Origin of the sequence: Pseudomonas sp. 8O (assembly GCF_902506495.1) — a bacterium.
Lineage (GTDB): Bacteria > Pseudomonadota > Gammaproteobacteria > Pseudomonadales > Pseudomonadaceae > Aquipseudomonas > Aquipseudomonas chaetocerotis.
Map to the genome: position 1 here is coordinate 1,815,856 of NZ_LR733264.1, position 16,833 is coordinate 1,832,688.

Consider the following 16,833-nt stretch of genomic DNA (forward strand, 5'->3'; position numbering starts at 1 on the left):
ATATATGTGATTAAAAAAATGCACGGTCTTGCCTAAGGTCTCTCCATCGTGAATCCTCGCTTCGACAAAAAGGGATATCGAGAATTATCGATACATTAGGTTAAAAAATTACAGCTCTTTGCCTATGAGCTCAGCCAGAGCACGGATGTTGGCTTCATTGCGCTTGTAGTAGGTCCACTGCCCGATACGACGAACTTCTACCAGGCCGACTCGTTGCAGCGTCGCAAGGTAATCCGACACCGTCGACTGCGACAGACCAACACCTTCCTGAATACTGCTTACGCAGACCCCCACGGTATGAACGTCCCCTTCATCTTGGGGAGGAAAGTTCTTCACCGGATCCTTCAACCCCTTGAGGACTTCAAGGCGGGTTGGATTCGAGAGGGCTTTAAATACATTTATCAGTTCCATGGGGCTCATAATATCGAGATTTGCCGATATGTCAATACGCGAGTCAACCGTTCATCGGACATTGAATCCAAAGGCTGCGCTCAGCTCGCCGGCGCTTACCTCTACTATCAAATCGCTCAGGATAGTCGCCTGGGGAACAGAGCAAGCCCGATAGCACGGGGGGCGCGGCAGGAGGTGCAGGCCAGAACCGACATCTACGAACGCCGGGCCTGCTGAACGGGCCATCTCGCCCGGTGCAGCACTACCGGTAAGCGCGTCATCGAGCACAATACCAGGCGCAGCAGGTCCGGGAGCATCGGCCATTGATAGCCTATAGCTGCGAACATGGCACGCGACATGCCCTCGCCGCCCTGCCCTTTCTCACCCGCCACAGCATCAGTGGCATTGGCCTGGTATCTGATAGAAGCGAAGATTTGATGGTGACGCTGCTCGTCCATGGCGCCATCTCCTGTTTTGTCTGCAGGTACCTGCGCCTGCATGGATGAAAGCAGCCCCAATGCAACTGCATACAACACGTATGCGAATCAGAATACAACGTACGCGGCGCATGCCAATTGACTCATACGCATCGCACGCAAATTGCTTGAGGACGAATTTCGATGGCGCATAAGCGTGCAGCGATGATTGTGGAAACGCGCAACAAACTGATCAAAGCGGCGCGCGAGGCTTTCGCGGCGAACGGCTATGCGGACAGCTCGATGGACGACCTGACCGCTGCCGCAGGTCTGACGAGGCTAAAGCTAGACTGAATTGGCTCGCCAAGGGTTGAGTCGTGGAAGAAATCTTGCCCGAATCCGAACAGGGTTCCACGCCAAACCAGGCAGATATCACCGCGCCAGGATTCAGCCTCACCGCCTCGGTCAGATGCTCCGGCGCCTGGTCATGACCAGGCTGGAGTAACCCAGGATGTCCTGCAAGGTGAGGATGTTGCCGCCGTTGTGGATGAAGGGGCTGGCGAAGCTGTGTTTAAGGGCGTGGACGGACTGGCCTTTCGGTAGGCGGATGGGCGGACTGACCAGCGCTCAGTTGCCACTACCAATTAACGAAATTTATTCATTAATAAAATGAATAAATACCAAAAATAAGAAAATAAATAATCAATAGACTCAGGGCCGTTCTTATCGGAGCTCCGCCCATGCCTGTTCATGAATCAGCCTCTCACTCTGTCGGCTCGCAACGAGGCGCCGGCCTTAGCGTCGCCATCCTGGCATTTTCCGCTTTTCTCATCGTCACCACTGAATTTCTGATCGTCGGCCTCCTGCCTTCTCTTGCCCGAGACCTGGATATTTCCATCTCCATGGCAGGCCAACTGGTGACTCTTTTTGCCTTCACAGTGATGATTTTCGGCCCACCGCTGACAGCAATGCTGTCTCATCTTGATCGGAAGAAGCTGTTCGTGGCCATTTTGCTGATTTTCGCCGCATCGAACGCGCTTGCGGCGGTATCGGACAGCTTTTGGCTTCTCGCCGTCGCGCGCCTGGTGCCTGCACTGGCGTTGCCCGTTTTCTGGGGTACCGCCAGTGAAACCGCAGGGCAACTGGTCGGTCCCGAAAAAGCGGGCCAGGCGATCGCGAATGTTTACCTGGGTATCTCTGCCGCGATGCTGCTCGGCATTCCGCTGGGCACTCTGGTGTCGAATGCGCTCGGCTGGAGGGGCGCATTCTGGTCGCTCGCCGGCTTATCGATGATCATGGCACTGGCAGTTCTGGCGTTCATGCCTGCCGTTGCCCGCACTGCCAAGGTGAATTTTCTGCAGCAAGCAAAGATTTTCAAGGAACCCTATTTCCTTTCGAATGTGCTGCTTTCCATCGTCGTGTTCAGCGCCATGTTCACCGCCTACACCTACCTGGCCGACATCCTGGAGCGCGTGGCGGGCGTGCGTCCGGAAAATATCGGATGGTGGTTGATGGCATTCGGCGCAGTCGGCCTGGTCGGCAACTGGATTGGCGGCAAGGCGATTGATATATCCCCGATCAAGGCCAGCGTGCTCTTTTTGCTTCTGCTGGCGATTGGCATGACTGCGATTGTTCCGTTCGCTCATGTGGGCCTGATTTTCTGCGCTGCGCTGGGCCTGTGGGGCATTGCAAATACCGCTCTTTATCCGGTCAGCCAGGTCCGCGTCATGAGTTCGGTCTCCCACTCCAAGGCACTGGCGGGCACCACCAACGTATCGGCGGCGAATGCCGGCATCGGTATTGGCGCTATTGTCGGCGGCATGACCATTGCCAATCTGGGGGTCGATTATCTTGGCTATGCGGCTGCGGCTATCGCCGTCATGGCTCTGATGCTGGTGCCCCTGGTACACAAGCTGGCGTCCCGGCAGGAGCAGGCACCTGCGACCTGAAAGCGTCGGTTCCGATCAATGCGGAGCATGATTCGGCGTGATCAGTGCTCCGCCGTATCTGTCGAGACTCTCGTTCCATAAGGCGTAAGCCGAAGGCGCAGGTAGTCCAGAAGGGCTCTGACCTTGGCGACGTTTTCGCGATTTTTCAGCCAGATCAAATGCATGGGCAAACCATCCGTAGCCAGGTCTGGCAGCACCTCGACGAGCGTGCCCTGTTCAATATGGCGCTGCGTAAGCCAGGTCGGTAACTGCCCGATACCGTGACCTGCAAGCACCGCTGCCACCTCCCCTTCACCGTCACCCACTGCAATTCGCGTCTGCATGGTTCGGCGCTCCATCTCTCCCGGCCGCGCGCCCCTGAAGAACCAGGGACCAACCAAGCCATCGCTCTGCACGTAACCGATGCACTGGTGGTTATCCAGATCATCCTGTCTTTCTGGACAGCCGAAGCGCCTCACGTAGTCCGGTGAAGCGCAGAAGATCAGGCGCTGCGCACCGAAATACTCATGCCCCAGATTGGCCGGCCAGGTATCCGGGCCACCGATGCGAACGACGATATCGATGTTCTCGTAAACAGGATCGATGAACCGATCGGTGAACGAGATATGCGGCTGAAGCATGGGGTGCAGACGGACAAAATCCATGATCAGCGGCAGCACATGGAGGCGACCGTAGGAGGCCGGCAGGTCTATGCGGACCTTGCCATGGAGCTCGTGTTCCTCGCTGACGAGCGCATGCTCGACCTCTTCCAGCTCGGACAGAACCGATGTGCAGGTTCTGTAGAACAGGACTCCGGCGTCGGTGAGCGCCAGCGAGCGGGTGGTGCGATTGAACAGCCGCGCGCCCAACCGCTCCTCCAGCCGTGCCACGCTCTTGCTGACGGCGGAGCCGGTGAGATTGAGGCGTTCGGCAGCAGCACTGAAACTGCCAGAATCAGCGACAGCCACAAAGACATCGATCCCCTTCAGCCGCTCGGACGAGTGCATCCCTATCTCCATTTCTGAACCCAGGTGCGATCCTACCGAAATACCTGGCAGAGGCCTGCATCCAACTCGGTGATTCGCTCAATAGCACGCTGCAGAAACGCTGCAGATCGATGCGTTGAGCTGATGCGATAGAGCGGCCAGCGCTGGATGCTGAGCACTGAGAGCTAGCGCTGGTGAAAGAACGCCGAGGAGGATTCGGACTCTGCCTCGAGAATCCTTGCCGCGATGCTCAGGGCGTCATCCTTGCGCAAACGCCCTGACGTTGGCAAAGGCCTCGCCGAAGTAGGCTTCGTAGCTGTGCTTTTCGACATAGCCCAGATGAGGCGTACAGAGAATGCGCGGATGAGTCAGCAGCGGATGATCGGCCTGCAGGATCGGCTCCTGCTCGAAAACATCCAGCGCCGCCTGACCAGGACGGCCAAGGTCCAGCGCGTCGAGTAGCGCCCCGGGGGCGACCAGCTCGGCGCGGCTGGTATTGACCAGCAACGCGTCAGGTTTCATTCGCGCCAGGTCGGCAGCGCCTACGCAATGCCGGGTGGCGGGCACCAGGCGCAGGTGCAGGCTGAGCACGTCGGCCTGCTCGAAGAAGGCTTCGCGCGTCGGCGCGGCCTCGTAGCCATCGGCGATGGCGGCCTGGCGCGAAGCCTCGCTGCCCCACACCAGGACACGCATGTCGAAGGCTCGTGCATAACGCGCCAGACGCTGGCCGATCTTGCCGTAACCCCAGATGCCCAGCGTCTGGCCATACAGACGCTGGCCCAGGTTGACCTGCCAGTGTCCGTCATACAAACCGTTGATGGCCTCGCGCAACTGCCGCCGGGCATTGAGGATCAGCGCCCAGGTCAGCTCGGCCGCTGCGGTCGGCGAGCCGGTGCCCTCGGCTACGGTCACGCCGCGCTCGCGGCAAGCCTCCAGATCCAGATGCGGGCCGGCTCGCCCGGTCTGGCTGATCAGCTTCAAGTTCGGCAAGCGTGCCAGCAGCGCGGCATCGATACGCGTGCGCTCGCGGGTCAGCACCAGCGCCTCGGCATCGGCGAAGCGCTCGGCCAGCACCTGCGGATCGCTCACGGCGTCGTGATACAGGCGGACATCGAAGCCCTCCAACAAGCGGAAACAATCGAGCTGTTGAACGACCCGCTGATAGTCATCCGGTATCACGATACGCATGCCAACCCTCCGAATCAGGCCACGCTGGCGGCGCGGCCCTGCTGACGACGCGCACGCCAGGCGCGCCAGAATGGCAGCACGATCATCACCGCCACCAGGCCCCAGACCACCCAGGTGATCGGGCTGGCGTACAGGATACCGAGATCACCGCTGGACAGGGAAAGCGCACGACGCAGGTTCTGCTCCATCATCCCGCCGAGGATGAAACCGAGCAGGATCGCCGACAGCGGGAAGTCCAGCTTGCGCATGACGTAACCGAAGAGGCCGATGGCGATCATCAGGTACAGGTCGAAGGTGGTCGCGTGCACCGCGTACACACCGATCGCAGTGATGATCGCCACCGCCGGTACCAATGCCCAGTAAGGCACGGCCAGCACCTTGGTGAAGACCTTGATCATCGGCACGTTCATGATGATCAGCATGATGTTGGCGACGAACAGCGAGGCGATCAGGCCCCAGACGATGTCCGGCTGGTTCTGGAACAACAGCGGTCCCGGCGTGATGTTGTACAGCGTCAGGGCGCCGAGCATCACCGCCGTGGTGCCCGAGCCCGGCACGCCCAGGGTCAGCATCGGCACCATGGAGCCGCAGGCAGCCGCGCTGTTGGCGGTTTCCGGTGCGGCCAGACCGCGCAGGTCACCGTTGCCGAATTTATTGTCCTTCACCGCCATGCGCTTTTCGCTCATGTAGGAAACAGCGCTGGCCAGCGTCGCCCCGGCACCCGGTAGCACGCCGAGCACGAAGCCGACCACGCCGCTGCGCAGGTTGGTGGCAAACACGAAGCCACCCTCCTTCATGCTGAACAGCATGCGCCCGCTGGCTTTGATCGCCTTCTGGCCATGATGGGTACGTTCGAGCAGTACCAACAGCTCACTGACCGAGAACAGCCCCAGCACCAGCACCACGAACTGGATGCCATCGGCCAGGCCCAGGCTGCCGAAGGTGAAGCGGTAGACGCCGCTGTTGGCGTCGATGCCTACGCAAGAAAGCAGCAGACCGATCAGCGCCGCGACAGCGGTTTTCAAGGGTTTGTTGCCGGCCATCCCGGCCAGGCAGGTGATGGCGAACACCATCAGCACGAAATATTCAGCGGGGCCGAACGCAACCGCCCACTTGGCCAGCAGCGGCGCGAACAGGACGACACCAGCGGTGGCGATCAGGCCGCCGATGAACGAGCTCCAGGCCGACAGGGACAGTGCGACACCGGCTTGGCCCTGACGCGCGAGCGGATAACCATCGAGGGTGGTCATCACCGCAGAGGCCTCACCCGGAATGTTCAGCAGGATCGAGGAAATACGGCCGCCGTATTCGCAACCCAGGTACACCGCAGCAAGCAGGATCAGCGCGGTTTCCGGTGGCAGCCCCAAGGCGAAGGCGACCGGAATCAGCAGGGCCACGCCGTTGATCGGACCCAGCCCGGGCAGCAGACCGACGACCGTGCCGATCAGGGTCCCGCACAGGGCAGTAAGCAGGTTGTAGGGGCTCAGCGCCACGCCGAAGCCATGGCCGAGATAACCGAGAGTATCCATGGGTTCAGCTCTCCAGGGTCGAAAGGATGCCAAGCGGCAGGGGTACGGCGAGGGCTCTGTCGAACAGCAGGTAGAGGCCGATTGCCAACACCACACCACTGATCAGGCTGTGCAGCCAGCTACCGCCATACAGACGCGCCATGCCGATGCCGAACAGCACGCTGGCGGGGATGAAACCGAGCGATTCGAACAGCACCGCATAGCCAATCATCAGGCCGAGAAAGACCAGCGCCTTGATCATCACTTGGCGGTTCAAGGGTGGCTCTTCGCCCTGCACCTCACCGGCCGGCTTGAGCAGCAGTTGCAGGCAGGCAAAGGCGATCAGCAGTAACAGCAGCAGCGGGAAGGCCTTGGGCCCGACCGGCTCGTAGGCAAACGGGGCGCTGTAGCCCCAGGCGAAAAATCCCAGGATGCAGCAAAGCAGCAGGGTCACCCCCGCAAAGATACGGTCATGCATGTGGATGCGCTCCAGAACGCTGCGCCGTCAGGGACGGCGCATGGGAACTCGATTACTCGACCAGGCCGAATTCGCGACCGAGCTTGCGGTACTCAGCAACCTGACTCTTGACCAGCGCATCCAGCTCCGGCCCGGTCACGTAGTAAGGCAGTACATCGCGGTCGGCCAGGTAGGCCTGGAAGTCGCTGGAGGCCGCAAGCTTGGCGAAGCGCTCCTGCCACCAGGCCACGTCTTGCTCTTTCACGTCTGGGCCGAGGAAGTAGCCGCGAATCAGTGGCCACTGGATCTCGTAACCCTGCTCGCGGGCGGTGGGAATCGAGGCCAGATCGCCACCCAGACGCTCTTCACTGAAGATCGCCAGGGTGCGGATCTTGTTGCCCTGCTGCGCGCGGATCTCGCTTGCGCTGCCAGTGACCAGGTCCACGTGGCCGCCCATCAGCGCCATGTAGTGCTCGGCGCCGCCCTCAAACGCGGCGTAACGCAGCTCGCGCGGATCGACACCTGCCGCGCGGGCCAGCAGGGCGATCTTCACCCAGCCCTGACCGCCGACACTGCCACCGCCGCCGACCACGATGCTTTTCGGGTCTTTCTTCAGCGCCTGCACCACATCGTCGAGGTTCTTGTAAGGCGAGTCGTCACGTACTGCCAGGGTGCCGTAATCGTTGCCGACGGTGGCCAGCCACTTCACTGCGGTCTCGTCGAAACGACCGTATTTACCCAAAGCCAGGTTCAGCAGCGAAGCGCCGGAGAAGGCCACCAGGGTGCCGGATTCTGCCCGGCGGTTGGCGGCGATGGAGTTGTAGGCCACGGCGCCGATGCCGCCAGGCATGTAGGTCACGCGCATCGGTGCCTTGAGCAGGCCTTCGTCCTTGAACCCGGCCTGGGCCAACTTGCAGGTCAGGTCGAAGCCGCCGCCTGGCTTGCTTGGAGCAATGCACTCCGGACGGGAAGGTTCACCAGCCAGTGCCGAGCCACTGGCAAGCAATACGGCGAAAGACAGCGGCAGAATGCGGCGAATAGTGCAGGTGATCATGATGGGTTCCTCTTATTGGTCTTGTATGTAGGCCGATGCGTTACCAGAGCGGCACGATATAGCTCAGGATCAGACGATTCTCGTCCAGGTCACGAACGAAGCTCGAACGGTAAGTCGCGTTTCTCCAGGTCACTTTGAGATTCTTCAGCGGGCCATCGCCGAAGGCGTAGGCGATATCGGTATTACGCTCCCACTCGCGCCCCTCGCCTACCGCCAGGTCGACCTGGTCACCGCGTACATAGCGGGTCATGAAGGTCAGTCCCTGCACGCCTACACGGGCGAAGTCGAAGTCATAGCGCAGCTGCCAGGAACGCTGGTCCGGGCCGGCGAAATCATTGATCTGCAGGAAGTTGGTCAGGTAAGGCGTGGCACCGTTGACATAGGTAAAGGCATCATCGCCGAGCATTTTCTGGTAGCCGAGCCCCAGAGAATGCCCCGCGACGCTATAGGTGAACATCGCGTTGACGGCCTGGTTGTCGATCTTGCCAACCCGCTCCTGCCCCGCTTCGCTGTTGTTGAAATAGCGCAGGTCGCTTTTCAGCTTGCCAGGCCCCAGCGCCAGGTTGTGCTGCACGCCGAGAAAATGCTGGCGATAGACATCGCTCAGTTCGGCGTAGTGATAGCTGGCGAGCAACTGCGGGTTGATCGCGTAATCGACCCCGGCGAAGCGCAGCTCGTCGCTCTCGGGGCTGCGACCGAAGCGGCCATTCTTGTTGTTCAGCGCCAGCTTGTCGGAGCCGGAGACATTGCGCTGCACCACACGGTCGATCTCGCCCAGGGTGAAGGTGGCGCGCTCGAGATCCTTGCTCTGCACCTGCCAACCCTCGAACACCTGTGGCAGCAGACGCGAATTGCTGTACTGCAGGTAGGGCATCTTTGGCAGCAAGGTGCCCACGCGCAGCTGGCTTTCGGCGAAACGCACCTTGCCGGTCACGCCGAGCTTGCTGTGGTCGTCCTCGGCACGGTTGCGACTGTCACGCGGCAGCAGGTCGGTGCCGCTGCGATCAGGCGAGGAGTCGAGCTTGACCCCTAGCATGCCGATGGCATCGATACCGAAACCCACGGTGCCCTGGGTGTATCCGGACTCCAGGTTGAGGATGAAGCCCTGCGCCCATTCTTCACGTTTGTTCTGCCCGGCATTCTCGCGAAAGTCGCGGTTGAGGTAGAAGTTGCGCAGCTCCAGGCTGGCCTTGCTGTCCTCGATGAAACCGGCGGCATGGACACTGACTGCAGGCAGCGCCATGACCGTCATGCCGACGACGGAGCAACTGAGGGATTTTTTTCTTGTCATTGTGGTTGGCCCTACGGGTGTGGTTGTAGTGAGGCGAAATCAGGTGCCGGTGCGCCGCAGGCTGGGGATGTACACCTCACCCGAGAACAGGCGACGGGCCGTGCGTACCAGCGAGGCGCGCAGGTGCTCGGGGTTGCCGTCGGCGGCAGGCTGCAGGGAAACCTCGATCTGCCCGCCCGGGTGTTCCAGGCGTACCAGCGCCTCGCCTTCGATGGGCGCGATGTCCTGAGCGACGCTGCCGGGCAGCGCACAGGCCGTGGCCAGGCCGATGGCCCCGGTGGCCGCGACCGAGCGGTGGCAGTTGTGCGGCATGAAATAGCGCACGCTCAGCGTGCCGCCGTGACGTGCAGGTGCCAGCAGCACCGGCTTGGGGATGACCATCTGCGACACGTCGCCGAGGCCCATGGCCAGGCCGGCCTGCAGGCGAATGCGCTCCAGACGCTGGAGAAACGCACTGTCGGCATCCAGTTCGGCAGGCGACTCATAGCCGGTCTTGCCCAGTGCCTCGGCATGCATCAGCACCATCGGCATGGCCATGTCGATGCAGGTCACCTCGATGCCATCGAACGCGTCACGCACGCGGCCGGTGGGCAGCAGACGGCCGGTCTTGCCACCAGCGGCATTGAGGAAAGTCAGCTTGATCGGCGCGGCGGTACCGGGCACGCCGTCGATGGCGGTGTCGCCGTCATAACGCACGCGGCCGCCCGGGGTCATCACGTCGGAATCGACGAAGGTGTTGGTGTTGAGATTGCGGATGCGCACCCGGGTCATCGGCGAGCCGGCATTGACCAGGCCGTGCTCGATGGCGAAAGGACCGATGGCACAAAGCATGTTGCCGCAGTTGGGCGCAGTGTCGACGCGGCGCTGGGTGACCATGACCTGCACGAACAGGTAGTCGACATCGGCATCCGGGTGCGGCGAGCGGCTGACGATCGCCACCTTGCTGGTCTGCGGGCTGCCACCACCGATACCGTCGATTTCCAGCTCGTGGCCAGAGCCCATCAGGCTGAGCAATACCTCGTCGCGCTGCTGCGGGTCCGTGGGCAGGTGATTGGCCAGAAAGACCGGCCCCTTCGAAGTACCGCCTCGCATGAGTACACAAGGTACCGTCCGCATGATGCCTCCAACGCAATAAAACTAGTGATTGTTGCTTTGCGTCGATTATGAGGAGCGGATATTTATTCTGTAAAATGCATATATTTCGATATTTATTCCATTAAACGCATTAATGCACGTGCGTGTTTCCCCGCTTGCCACTGCTGAGCCGAAAGACTAGGGTTCATTGCTAACCTTCAAACAAAAATACGCCAGACTGATAACCCAAGCGCATGAATTACGAACTGCAAGATATCCGCGCTTTCGTGAAAATCGCCGAGTTCGGCAACTTTCACGAGGCCGCCAACGCCATTCACCTGTCCCAGCCGGCACTGACCCGTCGCATGCAGAAGCTGGAAGAAAGCCTCGGCACCCAGTTGCTGGACCGCACGACGCGCCGCGTCAGCCTGACCGCCGTGGGGCGGGATTTTCTGCCCAAGGCGCAGCGTCTGCTGGACGACTTCGAGCGTTCGATCCTGGGCATCCGCGAGCTGGCCGAGCGCCAGTCCGGCCAGGTCACCCTCGCCTGCATCCCGACGGCAGCCTTCTACTTCCTGCCGACGGTGATCCGCGCCTTCAACCTGCAGTACCCGAAGATCCGCATCCGTATCCTCGACCTCAGCGCCCATGAAGGGCTGGAAGCGGTGATACGCGGCGAGGCGGATTTCGGCATCAACATGCAGAGCGGACAAAGCGCGGAAATCGACTTCACCCCGCTGGTCAACGAGCCTTTCGTGCTCGCCTGCCGACGCGATCATCCCCTGGCCAAGCAGCCGGAAGTGGCCTGGCGCGAGCTGAGCGATTACCGCCTGATCGGCGTCGGACGCCTCAGTGGCAACCGCGTGCTGCTCGATCACGGCCTGGCCCATCTCGACTGGCGCCCGAGTTGGTTCTACGAGGTGCAGCATCTTTCGACATCGCTGGGCATGGTCGAGGCCGGCCTGGGCATCGCCGCCCTGCCCAGCCTGGCGATGCCAGCCGAGGACCATCCGATTCTGGTCAGCCGGCCGCTGGTCGACCCGGTGATCAGCCGCACCCTGGGCCTGGTTCGCCGCCGCGGCTCTTCGCTGTCACCGGCAGCGGAACAGTTCGTCGAAACCCTGCTGCGGCAATGGCCGAGCTACACCTCCATCGGAACCAGCAACACCGCCGAACTCGACAGCTGAGCCGTCGCTCGGGCCGGCATTGCGCTCGCCGCCGGTCCGGCGCGCCTCGATCGCCAGCAGCCAAGCAAGACAGGCCGCCGAAAACCCGGATAATGGCGGCCATTTTGTTTCGCTCGCTGGTACTGCCCCATGGAAATCAAGGTCAACTTTCTCGACAACCTGCGCCTCGAAGCCAAGTTCGACGACTTCACGGTGATCGCCGATCAGCCGATCCGCTACAAGGGCGATGGCTCGGCGCCGGGGCCGTTCGACTATTTCCTGGCCTCCTCGGCGCTGTGCGCGGCCTACTTCGTCAAGCTGTACTGCCAGACCCGCGACATTCCCACCGAGAACATTCGCCTGTCGCAGAACAATATCGTCGACCCGGAGAACCGCTACGCGCAGATCTTCAAGATCCAGGTTGAGCTGCCCGCCGATATCTCCGAGAAGGATCGTCTGGGCATCCTGCGCTCCATCGACCGCTGCACCGTGAAGAAGGTGGTGCAGCAGGGCCCCGAGTTCATCATCGAGGAGGTGGAAAACCTCGACGCCGATGCCCAGGCGCTGCTGATGCCGGTGGGAGCTACCACTACCTACATTCCGGGCAAGGATCTGCCGCTGGAGCAGACCATCGCCAACATGTCGGGCATCCTCGCCGACCTGGGCATGAAGATCGAGATCGCCTCCTGGCGCAACATCGTGCCCAACGTCTGGTCGCTGCATATCCGCGATGCGCAGTCGAACCTGTGCTTCACCAACGGCAAGGGCGCGACCAAGGAAAGCGCGCTGGCGTCGGCGCTGGGCGAGTTCATCGAGCGGCTAAACTGCAACTTCTTCTACAACGACCAATTCTGGGGCGAGGACATCGCCAACGCCGAGTTCGTCCACTACCCCAACGAGCGCTGGTTCAAGCCAGGCCCGAAGGATGCGCTGCCCGAGGAAATCCTCGATGAGCATTGCCTGGCCATCTACAACCCGGATGGCGAACTGCGCGGCTCGCACCTGTACGACACCAACTCAGGCAACACTGTACGCGGCATCTGCTCGCTACCCTTCGTGCGCCAGAGCGATGGCGAGACGGTGTACTTTCCGTCCAACCTGATCGAAAACCTCTACCTGTCCAACGGCATGAGCGCCGGCAACACCCTCGCCGAAGCCCAGGTGCAGTGCCTGTCGGAAATCTTCGAACGGGCGGTCAAGCGCGAAATCCTCGAAGGCGAGCTGTGCCTGCCGGACGTGCCGCCAGACGTCCTGGCCAAGTATCCGGGCATCGTCGCCGGCATCCAGGGGCTGGAAAAACAGGGCTTCCCGGTGCTGGTCAAGGATGCGTCGCTCGGCGGCGAATTCCCGGTGATGTGCGTGACCCTGATGAACCCGCGCACCGGCGGCGTGTTCGCCTCCTTCGGCGCCCATCCGAGCCTGGAAGTGGCGCTGGAGCGCAGCCTCACCGAGCTGCTCCAGGGCCGTAGCTTCGAGGGCCTCAACGACCTGCCGCAGCCGACCTTCGACAGCCTGGCGCTGACCGAGCCGAACAACTTCGTCGAGCACTTCATCGACTCCAGCGGCGTGGTGTCCTGGCGCTTCTTCGGCGCCACGCCCGACTTCGAGTTCGTCGAGTGGGACTTCTCCGGCGAAGGGGCAGATTCCAACGAACAGGAAGCCGCCACCCTGTTTGGCATCCTCGAAGACCTGGGCAAGGAAGTCTACGTGGCCACCTACGACGACCTCGGCGCGAACGCCTGCCGCATCCTGGTGCCGGGCTACTCGGAGATCTATCCGGTCGAGGACCTGATCTGGGACAACACCAACAAGGCGCTGCTGTTTCGCAAGGACATCCTCAACCTGCACGCCCTGAGCGACCGCGAGCTCAAGTCGCTGCTGCGCAACCTGAGCAACACCGAGGTCGACGACTACACCGATATCACCACACTGATCGGCGTCGAGTTCGACGACAACACGGTCTGGGGCCAGCTGACCATCCTCGAGCTGAAGCTGTTGATCAACCTGGCGCTGAAGAAATACGACGATGCCAAGGAGCTGGTCGAGGCCTTCCTGCAGTACAACGACAACACCGTCGAGCGCGGCCTGTTCTACCAGGCGGTCAATGCGGTGCTGGAGATCCAGCTGGACGATGAGTTGGAGCTGGCCAACTTCGAGCACAACCTGCGGCGCATGTTCGGCAGCGAGCGCATGGACGCGGTGATCGGCTCGGTGGACGGCAGCGTGCGCTTCCATGGCCTGACGCCGACCAGCATGAAACTGGAAGGGCTGGATAAGCACCTGCGCCTGATCGACAGCTACAAGAAGCTCCACGCTGCCCGCGCCAAAGCAGCGGGTCTGGCCGGCTGAGCATGGCCAGCGAGTGCCCAGCCCAAGGCGTAGCAGCGCTGATGCTCGCCGCTGGCTACAGCCGCCGCTTCGGCGCCGACAAACGCCGCCTCCAACTCGGCGACGGGCGCTCACTGCTGGCCGCCAGCCTGGAGCTGCCCTGTTCGATGCTCGAAGAAGTCTGGCTGGTGCTGCGCCCGGACGAATCCATCACGGCGCTGGGATTACCCGCCAGTATCAAACTCGTCCAGCATCCGCTAACGGCCCAGGGCATGGGCCACAGCCTGGCAGCAGGGGCCGAGAGGCTACTGGTCGAATCGAGCGCAATGGCCGTGGCGATCTTTCTCGCCGATATGCCGCTGATTCGTCGCGACAGTCTGGAAACTCTGCTCGCCTACGCCAGTGCAGACAAAATCGTGCTGCCCACCTACCAGGGCACACGCGGCCACCCGGTGCTGTTCGGCCGCGATTTCTGGCCGCAGCTCGCGGCGCTGAGCGGCGATGCCGGCGCCAAGCCGGTGTTGCAGCAACACCCTGAGGCCGTGCGCATCGTCGAGCTGGATGAGCCCGGCGTACTGCAGGATATCGATATCCCGGAAGACCTGGCTCAGCTCTAGCGCTCCAGGGCGGGGTTCACCCGCCCTACCGCCCTGCCTGATGCAGCAGCACCTCACTCAACGCCTGCGCCGCGCTGGACAGCTGATGCCCGGCCTGGTGCAGCAGCCCGACGCGACGTGACACCTGCGGCTCACTCAGCGGCAGGCAGCGCGCGCCCAGCTCTTCCATCTGCAGCTGGCACAGTTGCGGCACGGCGCTGACGCCGAGGCCTTCGGCGACCATACGTCCGACCGTGACCAACTGATGACTCTCGAACGCCACCGGCAGCTTGCCATGGCTGGAGATCACGCTGTCTTCCAGCAGCAGGCGCACCGCCGAGGGGCGTTGCAGGGTGATGAAGGGCTGCTCCAGCAACTGCGACCAAGTCAATGCTGATTGCCCGGCCAGCTTGCTATCAGCTGGCACCAGGGCAACGAAACGGTCGTCGTACAGCGGCGTGAACTGCAGACCATCGAGGGTTGCCGGCTCGAAGGCGATGCCCAGTTCCACGCGGCCATCGCGCACCATCTCCATCACCTGTTCGTTGATCACATCATGCACCGCCACGTTGACCCGTGGGTAAGCATCGCGAAACGCGCGCAGCGCCGCTGGCAGGCGGTTGCCGGCGAAAGACGGCATAGCGGCCACCGCCACCTTGCCCATCTGCAGGGTGAAGTGCTGGTGCAATAAATCCTCGGCGTTGTCCCAGTCGGCCAGCAGGCGCACGGCAATAGGTAACAACGTCTCGCCCTCGGGCGTCAGCGCCACACTGCGGGTGGTGCGCACCAGCAACTGGCCACCGAGCGATTGCTCCAGGTTCTTGATCGCCAGGCTCAGTGCCGGCTGTGACAGGTGCAGGCGCTCGCAGGCCTGGGCGAAGCTCAGGCTCTGCGCCACAGCGAGAAAGGCACGTAGCTGCTTGACGGTCATTGATTTATTTACCTGATCAATCAAGAGGAAAAACAAACTTAACAAATAAGCCCACAGCGCAGAAGCTTGACCACAGCCTGGCAGTGCTCCTGCCCCACAACAACAAGAGGCAGCCTCAAATGAGCGGACTCGACAAACGCGTCGGCAGCTATGAAGAAGCCCTGGACGGTCTGCAGGACGGCATGACCGTGCTGGCCGGCGGTTTCGGCCTGTGCGGCATCCCCGAGAACCTGATCGCAGAAATCCGTCGCCGTGGCGTGCGCGACCTTACCGTGGTGTCCAACAACTGCGGCGTCGACGGTTTCGGCCTCGGCGTGCTGCTGGAAGACCGGCAGATCCGCAAGATGATTGCCTCCTATGTCGGCGAGAACGCCCTGTTCGAGCAGCAACTGCTCTCCGGCGAGCTGGAAGTCGAACTCACTCCGCAAGGTACCCTGGCCGAGAAGCTGCGCGCCGGAGGAGCCGGCATCCCCGCATTCTTCACCGCCACTGGCTACGGTACCCCGGTCGCCGAAGGCAAGGAGGCGCGCGAGATCAACGGCCGCCACTACATCCTCGAACCCGCCATCACCGGCGATTTCGCCATCGTCAAAGGCTGGAAGGCCGACCATTTCGGCAACGTGGTCTACCGCCACACCGCGCAGAATTTCAATCCGGTAGTCGCCACCGCCGGGCGCATCACCGTGGTCGAAGTGGAAGAGATCGTCGAACCCGGTGAACTCGACCCGACGCAGATTCACACGCCCGGCATCTACGTCGACCGGTTGATCTGCGGCAGCTTCGAGAAACGCATCGAAAAACGCACGCTGCGCGCCTGAGGAGAAAGACCATGGCATTAACCCGTGAACAAATGGCTCAGCGCGTCGCCCGTGAATTGCAAGATGGCTTCTACGTCAACCTCGGTATCGGCATTCCGACTCTGGTGGCCAACTACGTGCCCGAGGGCATGCAGGTGATGCTGCAGTCGGAAAACGGCCTGCTCGGCATGGGCGCCTTCCCCACTGAAGACGAAGTGGACGCCGACATGATCAACGCCGGCAAGCAGACCGTCACCGCGATCAAGGGCGCAGCGATCTTCGACTCGGCCCAGTCCTTCGCCATGATCCGTGGCGGCCATGTAGACCTGACCGTGCTCGGTGCTTTCGAAGTGGACGTACGCGGCAACATCGCCTCGTGGATGATCCCCGGCAAGCTGGTCAAGGGCATGGGCGGCGCCATGGACCTGGTGGCCGGCGCCGACAACATCATCGTCACCATGACCCACGCCTCCAAAGACGGCGAATCCAAGCTGCTGGAGCACTGCAGCCTGCCGCTGACCGGCTGCGGCTGCATCCGCAAGGTGCTGACCGACCTGGCCTACCTGGAAATCGAGAACGACGCCTTCATCCTGCGCGAGCGCGCGCCGGGGGTGAGCATCGAGGAAATCGTCGCCAAGACCGCCGGTAAACTGATCGTCCCCGAACACGTGCCGGAAATGAGCTTCTAAGTTGTCTACCGTTCTGTAGGCGCCACCACGCACG

General features: G+C 61.8%; 17 protein-coding genes. 7 read left to right on the forward strand and 10 right to left on the reverse strand.

From position 1 onward, the window contains the following. Positions 1–108: 108 nt before the first annotated feature. Positions 109–411: an ArsR/SmtB family transcription factor gene (locus GV002_RS11125; RefSeq protein ID WP_160018413.1), complete on the reverse strand. Its 303-nt coding sequence runs from the start codon at positions 409–411 to the stop codon at positions 109–111. A 194-nt stretch (positions 412–605) separates the two neighbouring features. Beyond that, positions 606–848: a hypothetical protein gene (locus GV002_RS11130; RefSeq protein WP_160018415.1), complete on the reverse strand. Its 243-nt coding sequence runs from the start codon at positions 846–848 to the stop codon at positions 606–608. A 162-nt stretch (positions 849–1,010) separates the two neighbouring features. Here GV002_RS11130 and GV002_RS11135 point away from each other — a divergent pair, with 162 nt between their 5' ends. Continuing rightward, entirely contained in the window at positions 1,011–1,160 is a 150-nt protein-coding gene (locus tag GV002_RS11135) for a TetR family transcriptional regulator (protein WP_372241823.1), read from the forward strand. Positions 1,161–1,546: 386 nt separating this feature from the next. Further along, positions 1,547–2,755 carry an MFS transporter gene (locus tag GV002_RS11140; protein WP_160018417.1) on the forward strand — a complete coding sequence of 403 codons (1,209 nt, stop codon included), beginning with the start codon at positions 1,547–1,549 and terminating at the stop codon, positions 2,753–2,755. Between the two features lie 41 nt (positions 2,756–2,796). On the opposite strand, the gene GV002_RS11145 is transcribed toward GV002_RS11140, so the two are convergent. From GV002_RS11145 to GV002_RS11175, 7 genes are all read right to left on the reverse strand, one after another. Then, the gene (locus GV002_RS11145) at positions 2,797–3,741 is read right to left on the reverse strand and encodes a LysR family transcriptional regulator (RefSeq protein WP_160018419.1); all 945 of its coding nucleotides are present in this window, start codon (positions 3,739–3,741) and stop codon (positions 2,797–2,799) included. A 237-nt stretch (positions 3,742–3,978) separates the two neighbouring features. Next, a complete protein-coding gene (locus GV002_RS11150; RefSeq protein ID WP_160018421.1) occupies positions 3,979–4,908 on the reverse strand; it encodes a D-2-hydroxyacid dehydrogenase family protein in 930 nt (309 codons plus the stop codon). Positions 4,909–4,922: 14 nt separating this feature from the next. After that, positions 4,923–6,437: a tripartite tricarboxylate transporter permease gene (locus GV002_RS11155; RefSeq protein ID WP_160018423.1), complete on the reverse strand. Its 1,515-nt coding sequence runs from the start codon at positions 6,435–6,437 to the stop codon at positions 4,923–4,925. 4 nt (positions 6,438–6,441) lie between these two features. Further along, positions 6,442–6,894 carry a tripartite tricarboxylate transporter TctB family protein gene (locus GV002_RS11160; protein ID WP_160018425.1) on the reverse strand — a complete coding sequence of 151 codons (453 nt, stop codon included), beginning with the start codon at positions 6,892–6,894 and terminating at the stop codon, positions 6,442–6,444. A gap of 52 nt (positions 6,895–6,946) precedes the next feature. Next, entirely contained in the window at positions 6,947–7,927 is a 981-nt protein-coding gene (locus tag GV002_RS11165) for a Bug family tripartite tricarboxylate transporter substrate binding protein (RefSeq protein WP_160018427.1), read from the reverse strand. Between the two features lie 40 nt (positions 7,928–7,967). After that, positions 7,968–9,218, reverse strand: a complete 1,251-nt coding sequence (locus tag GV002_RS11170) for an OprD family porin (protein ID WP_160018429.1) — start codon at positions 9,216–9,218, stop codon at positions 7,968–7,970. Between the two features lie 39 nt (positions 9,219–9,257). Next, positions 9,258–10,334: a 4-oxalomesaconate tautomerase gene (locus GV002_RS11175; RefSeq protein WP_160018431.1), complete on the reverse strand. Its 1,077-nt coding sequence runs from the start codon at positions 10,332–10,334 to the stop codon at positions 9,258–9,260. A 212-nt stretch (positions 10,335–10,546) separates the two neighbouring features. Between GV002_RS11175 and GV002_RS11180 the strand changes: the two genes are divergently transcribed. From GV002_RS11180 to GV002_RS11190, 3 genes are all read left to right on the forward strand, one after another. Next, a complete protein-coding gene (locus GV002_RS11180; protein WP_160018433.1) occupies positions 10,547–11,479 on the forward strand; it encodes a LysR family transcriptional regulator in 933 nt (310 codons plus the stop codon). Positions 11,480–11,608: 129 nt separating this feature from the next. After that, the gene (locus GV002_RS11185) at positions 11,609–13,807 is read left to right on the forward strand and encodes an OsmC domain/YcaO domain-containing protein (RefSeq protein ID WP_160018435.1); all 2,199 of its coding nucleotides are present in this window, start codon (positions 11,609–11,611) and stop codon (positions 13,805–13,807) included. A 2-nt stretch (positions 13,808–13,809) separates the two neighbouring features. After that, entirely contained in the window at positions 13,810–14,403 is a 594-nt protein-coding gene (locus GV002_RS11190) for a nucleotidyltransferase family protein (protein WP_160018437.1), read from the forward strand. Positions 14,404–14,428: 25 nt separating this feature from the next. Here the strand turns inward: GV002_RS11190 and GV002_RS11195 are convergent, their stop codons facing one another. Then, positions 14,429–15,313: a LysR family transcriptional regulator gene (locus tag GV002_RS11195; RefSeq protein WP_160018438.1), complete on the reverse strand. Its 885-nt coding sequence runs from the start codon at positions 15,311–15,313 to the stop codon at positions 14,429–14,431. A 119-nt stretch (positions 15,314–15,432) separates the two neighbouring features. Here GV002_RS11195 and GV002_RS11200 point away from each other — a divergent pair, with 119 nt between their 5' ends. Together GV002_RS11200 and GV002_RS11205 are read left to right on the forward strand one after the other, a co-directional pair. Continuing rightward, complete coding sequence (locus GV002_RS11200; RefSeq protein ID WP_084341560.1) at positions 15,433–16,131, forward strand: CoA transferase subunit A; 699 nt, start codon at positions 15,433–15,435, stop codon at positions 16,129–16,131. Positions 16,132–16,142: 11 nt separating this feature from the next. Continuing rightward, entirely contained in the window at positions 16,143–16,799 is a 657-nt protein-coding gene (locus GV002_RS11205) for a CoA transferase subunit B (protein ID WP_160018439.1), read from the forward strand. Positions 16,800–16,833: the final 34 nt, after the last annotated feature.

Coding starts and splice junctions, on each gene's coding strand:
- GV002_RS11125 (WP_160018413.1), bottom strand. CDS start 411: ATGGAACTGATAAATGTATTTAAAGCCCTCTCGAATCCAACCCGCCTT.
- GV002_RS11130 (WP_160018415.1), bottom strand. CDS start 848: ATGGACGAGCAGCGTCACCATCAAATCTTCGCTTCTATCAGATACCAG.
- GV002_RS11135 (WP_372241823.1), top strand. CDS start 1,011: ATGGCGCATAAGCGTGCAGCGATGATTGTGGAAACGCGCAACAAACTG.
- GV002_RS11140 (WP_160018417.1), top strand. CDS start 1,547: ATGCCTGTTCATGAATCAGCCTCTCACTCTGTCGGCTCGCAACGAGGC.
- GV002_RS11145 (WP_160018419.1), bottom strand. CDS start 3,741: ATGCACTCGTCCGAGCGGCTGAAGGGGATCGATGTCTTTGTGGCTGTC.
- GV002_RS11150 (WP_160018421.1), bottom strand. CDS start 4,908: ATGCGTATCGTGATACCGGATGACTATCAGCGGGTCGTTCAACAGCTC.
- GV002_RS11155 (WP_160018423.1), bottom strand. CDS start 6,437: ATGGATACTCTCGGTTATCTCGGCCATGGCTTCGGCGTGGCGCTGAGC.
- GV002_RS11160 (WP_160018425.1), bottom strand. CDS start 6,894: ATGCATGACCGTATCTTTGCGGGGGTGACCCTGCTGCTTTGCTGCATC.
- GV002_RS11165 (WP_160018427.1), bottom strand. CDS start 7,927: ATGATCACCTGCACTATTCGCCGCATTCTGCCGCTGTCTTTCGCCGTA.
- GV002_RS11170 (WP_160018429.1), bottom strand. CDS start 9,218: ATGACAAGAAAAAAATCCCTCAGTTGCTCCGTCGTCGGCATGACGGTC.
- GV002_RS11175 (WP_160018431.1), bottom strand. CDS start 10,334: ATGCGGACGGTACCTTGTGTACTCATGCGAGGCGGTACTTCGAAGGGG.
- GV002_RS11180 (WP_160018433.1), top strand. CDS start 10,547: ATGAATTACGAACTGCAAGATATCCGCGCTTTCGTGAAAATCGCCGAG.
- GV002_RS11185 (WP_160018435.1), top strand. CDS start 11,609: ATGGAAATCAAGGTCAACTTTCTCGACAACCTGCGCCTCGAAGCCAAG.
- GV002_RS11190 (WP_160018437.1), top strand. CDS start 13,810: ATGGCCAGCGAGTGCCCAGCCCAAGGCGTAGCAGCGCTGATGCTCGCC.
- GV002_RS11195 (WP_160018438.1), bottom strand. CDS start 15,313: ATGACCGTCAAGCAGCTACGTGCCTTTCTCGCTGTGGCGCAGAGCCTG.
- GV002_RS11200 (WP_084341560.1), top strand. CDS start 15,433: ATGAGCGGACTCGACAAACGCGTCGGCAGCTATGAAGAAGCCCTGGAC.
- GV002_RS11205 (WP_160018439.1), top strand. CDS start 16,143: ATGGCATTAACCCGTGAACAAATGGCTCAGCGCGTCGCCCGTGAATTG.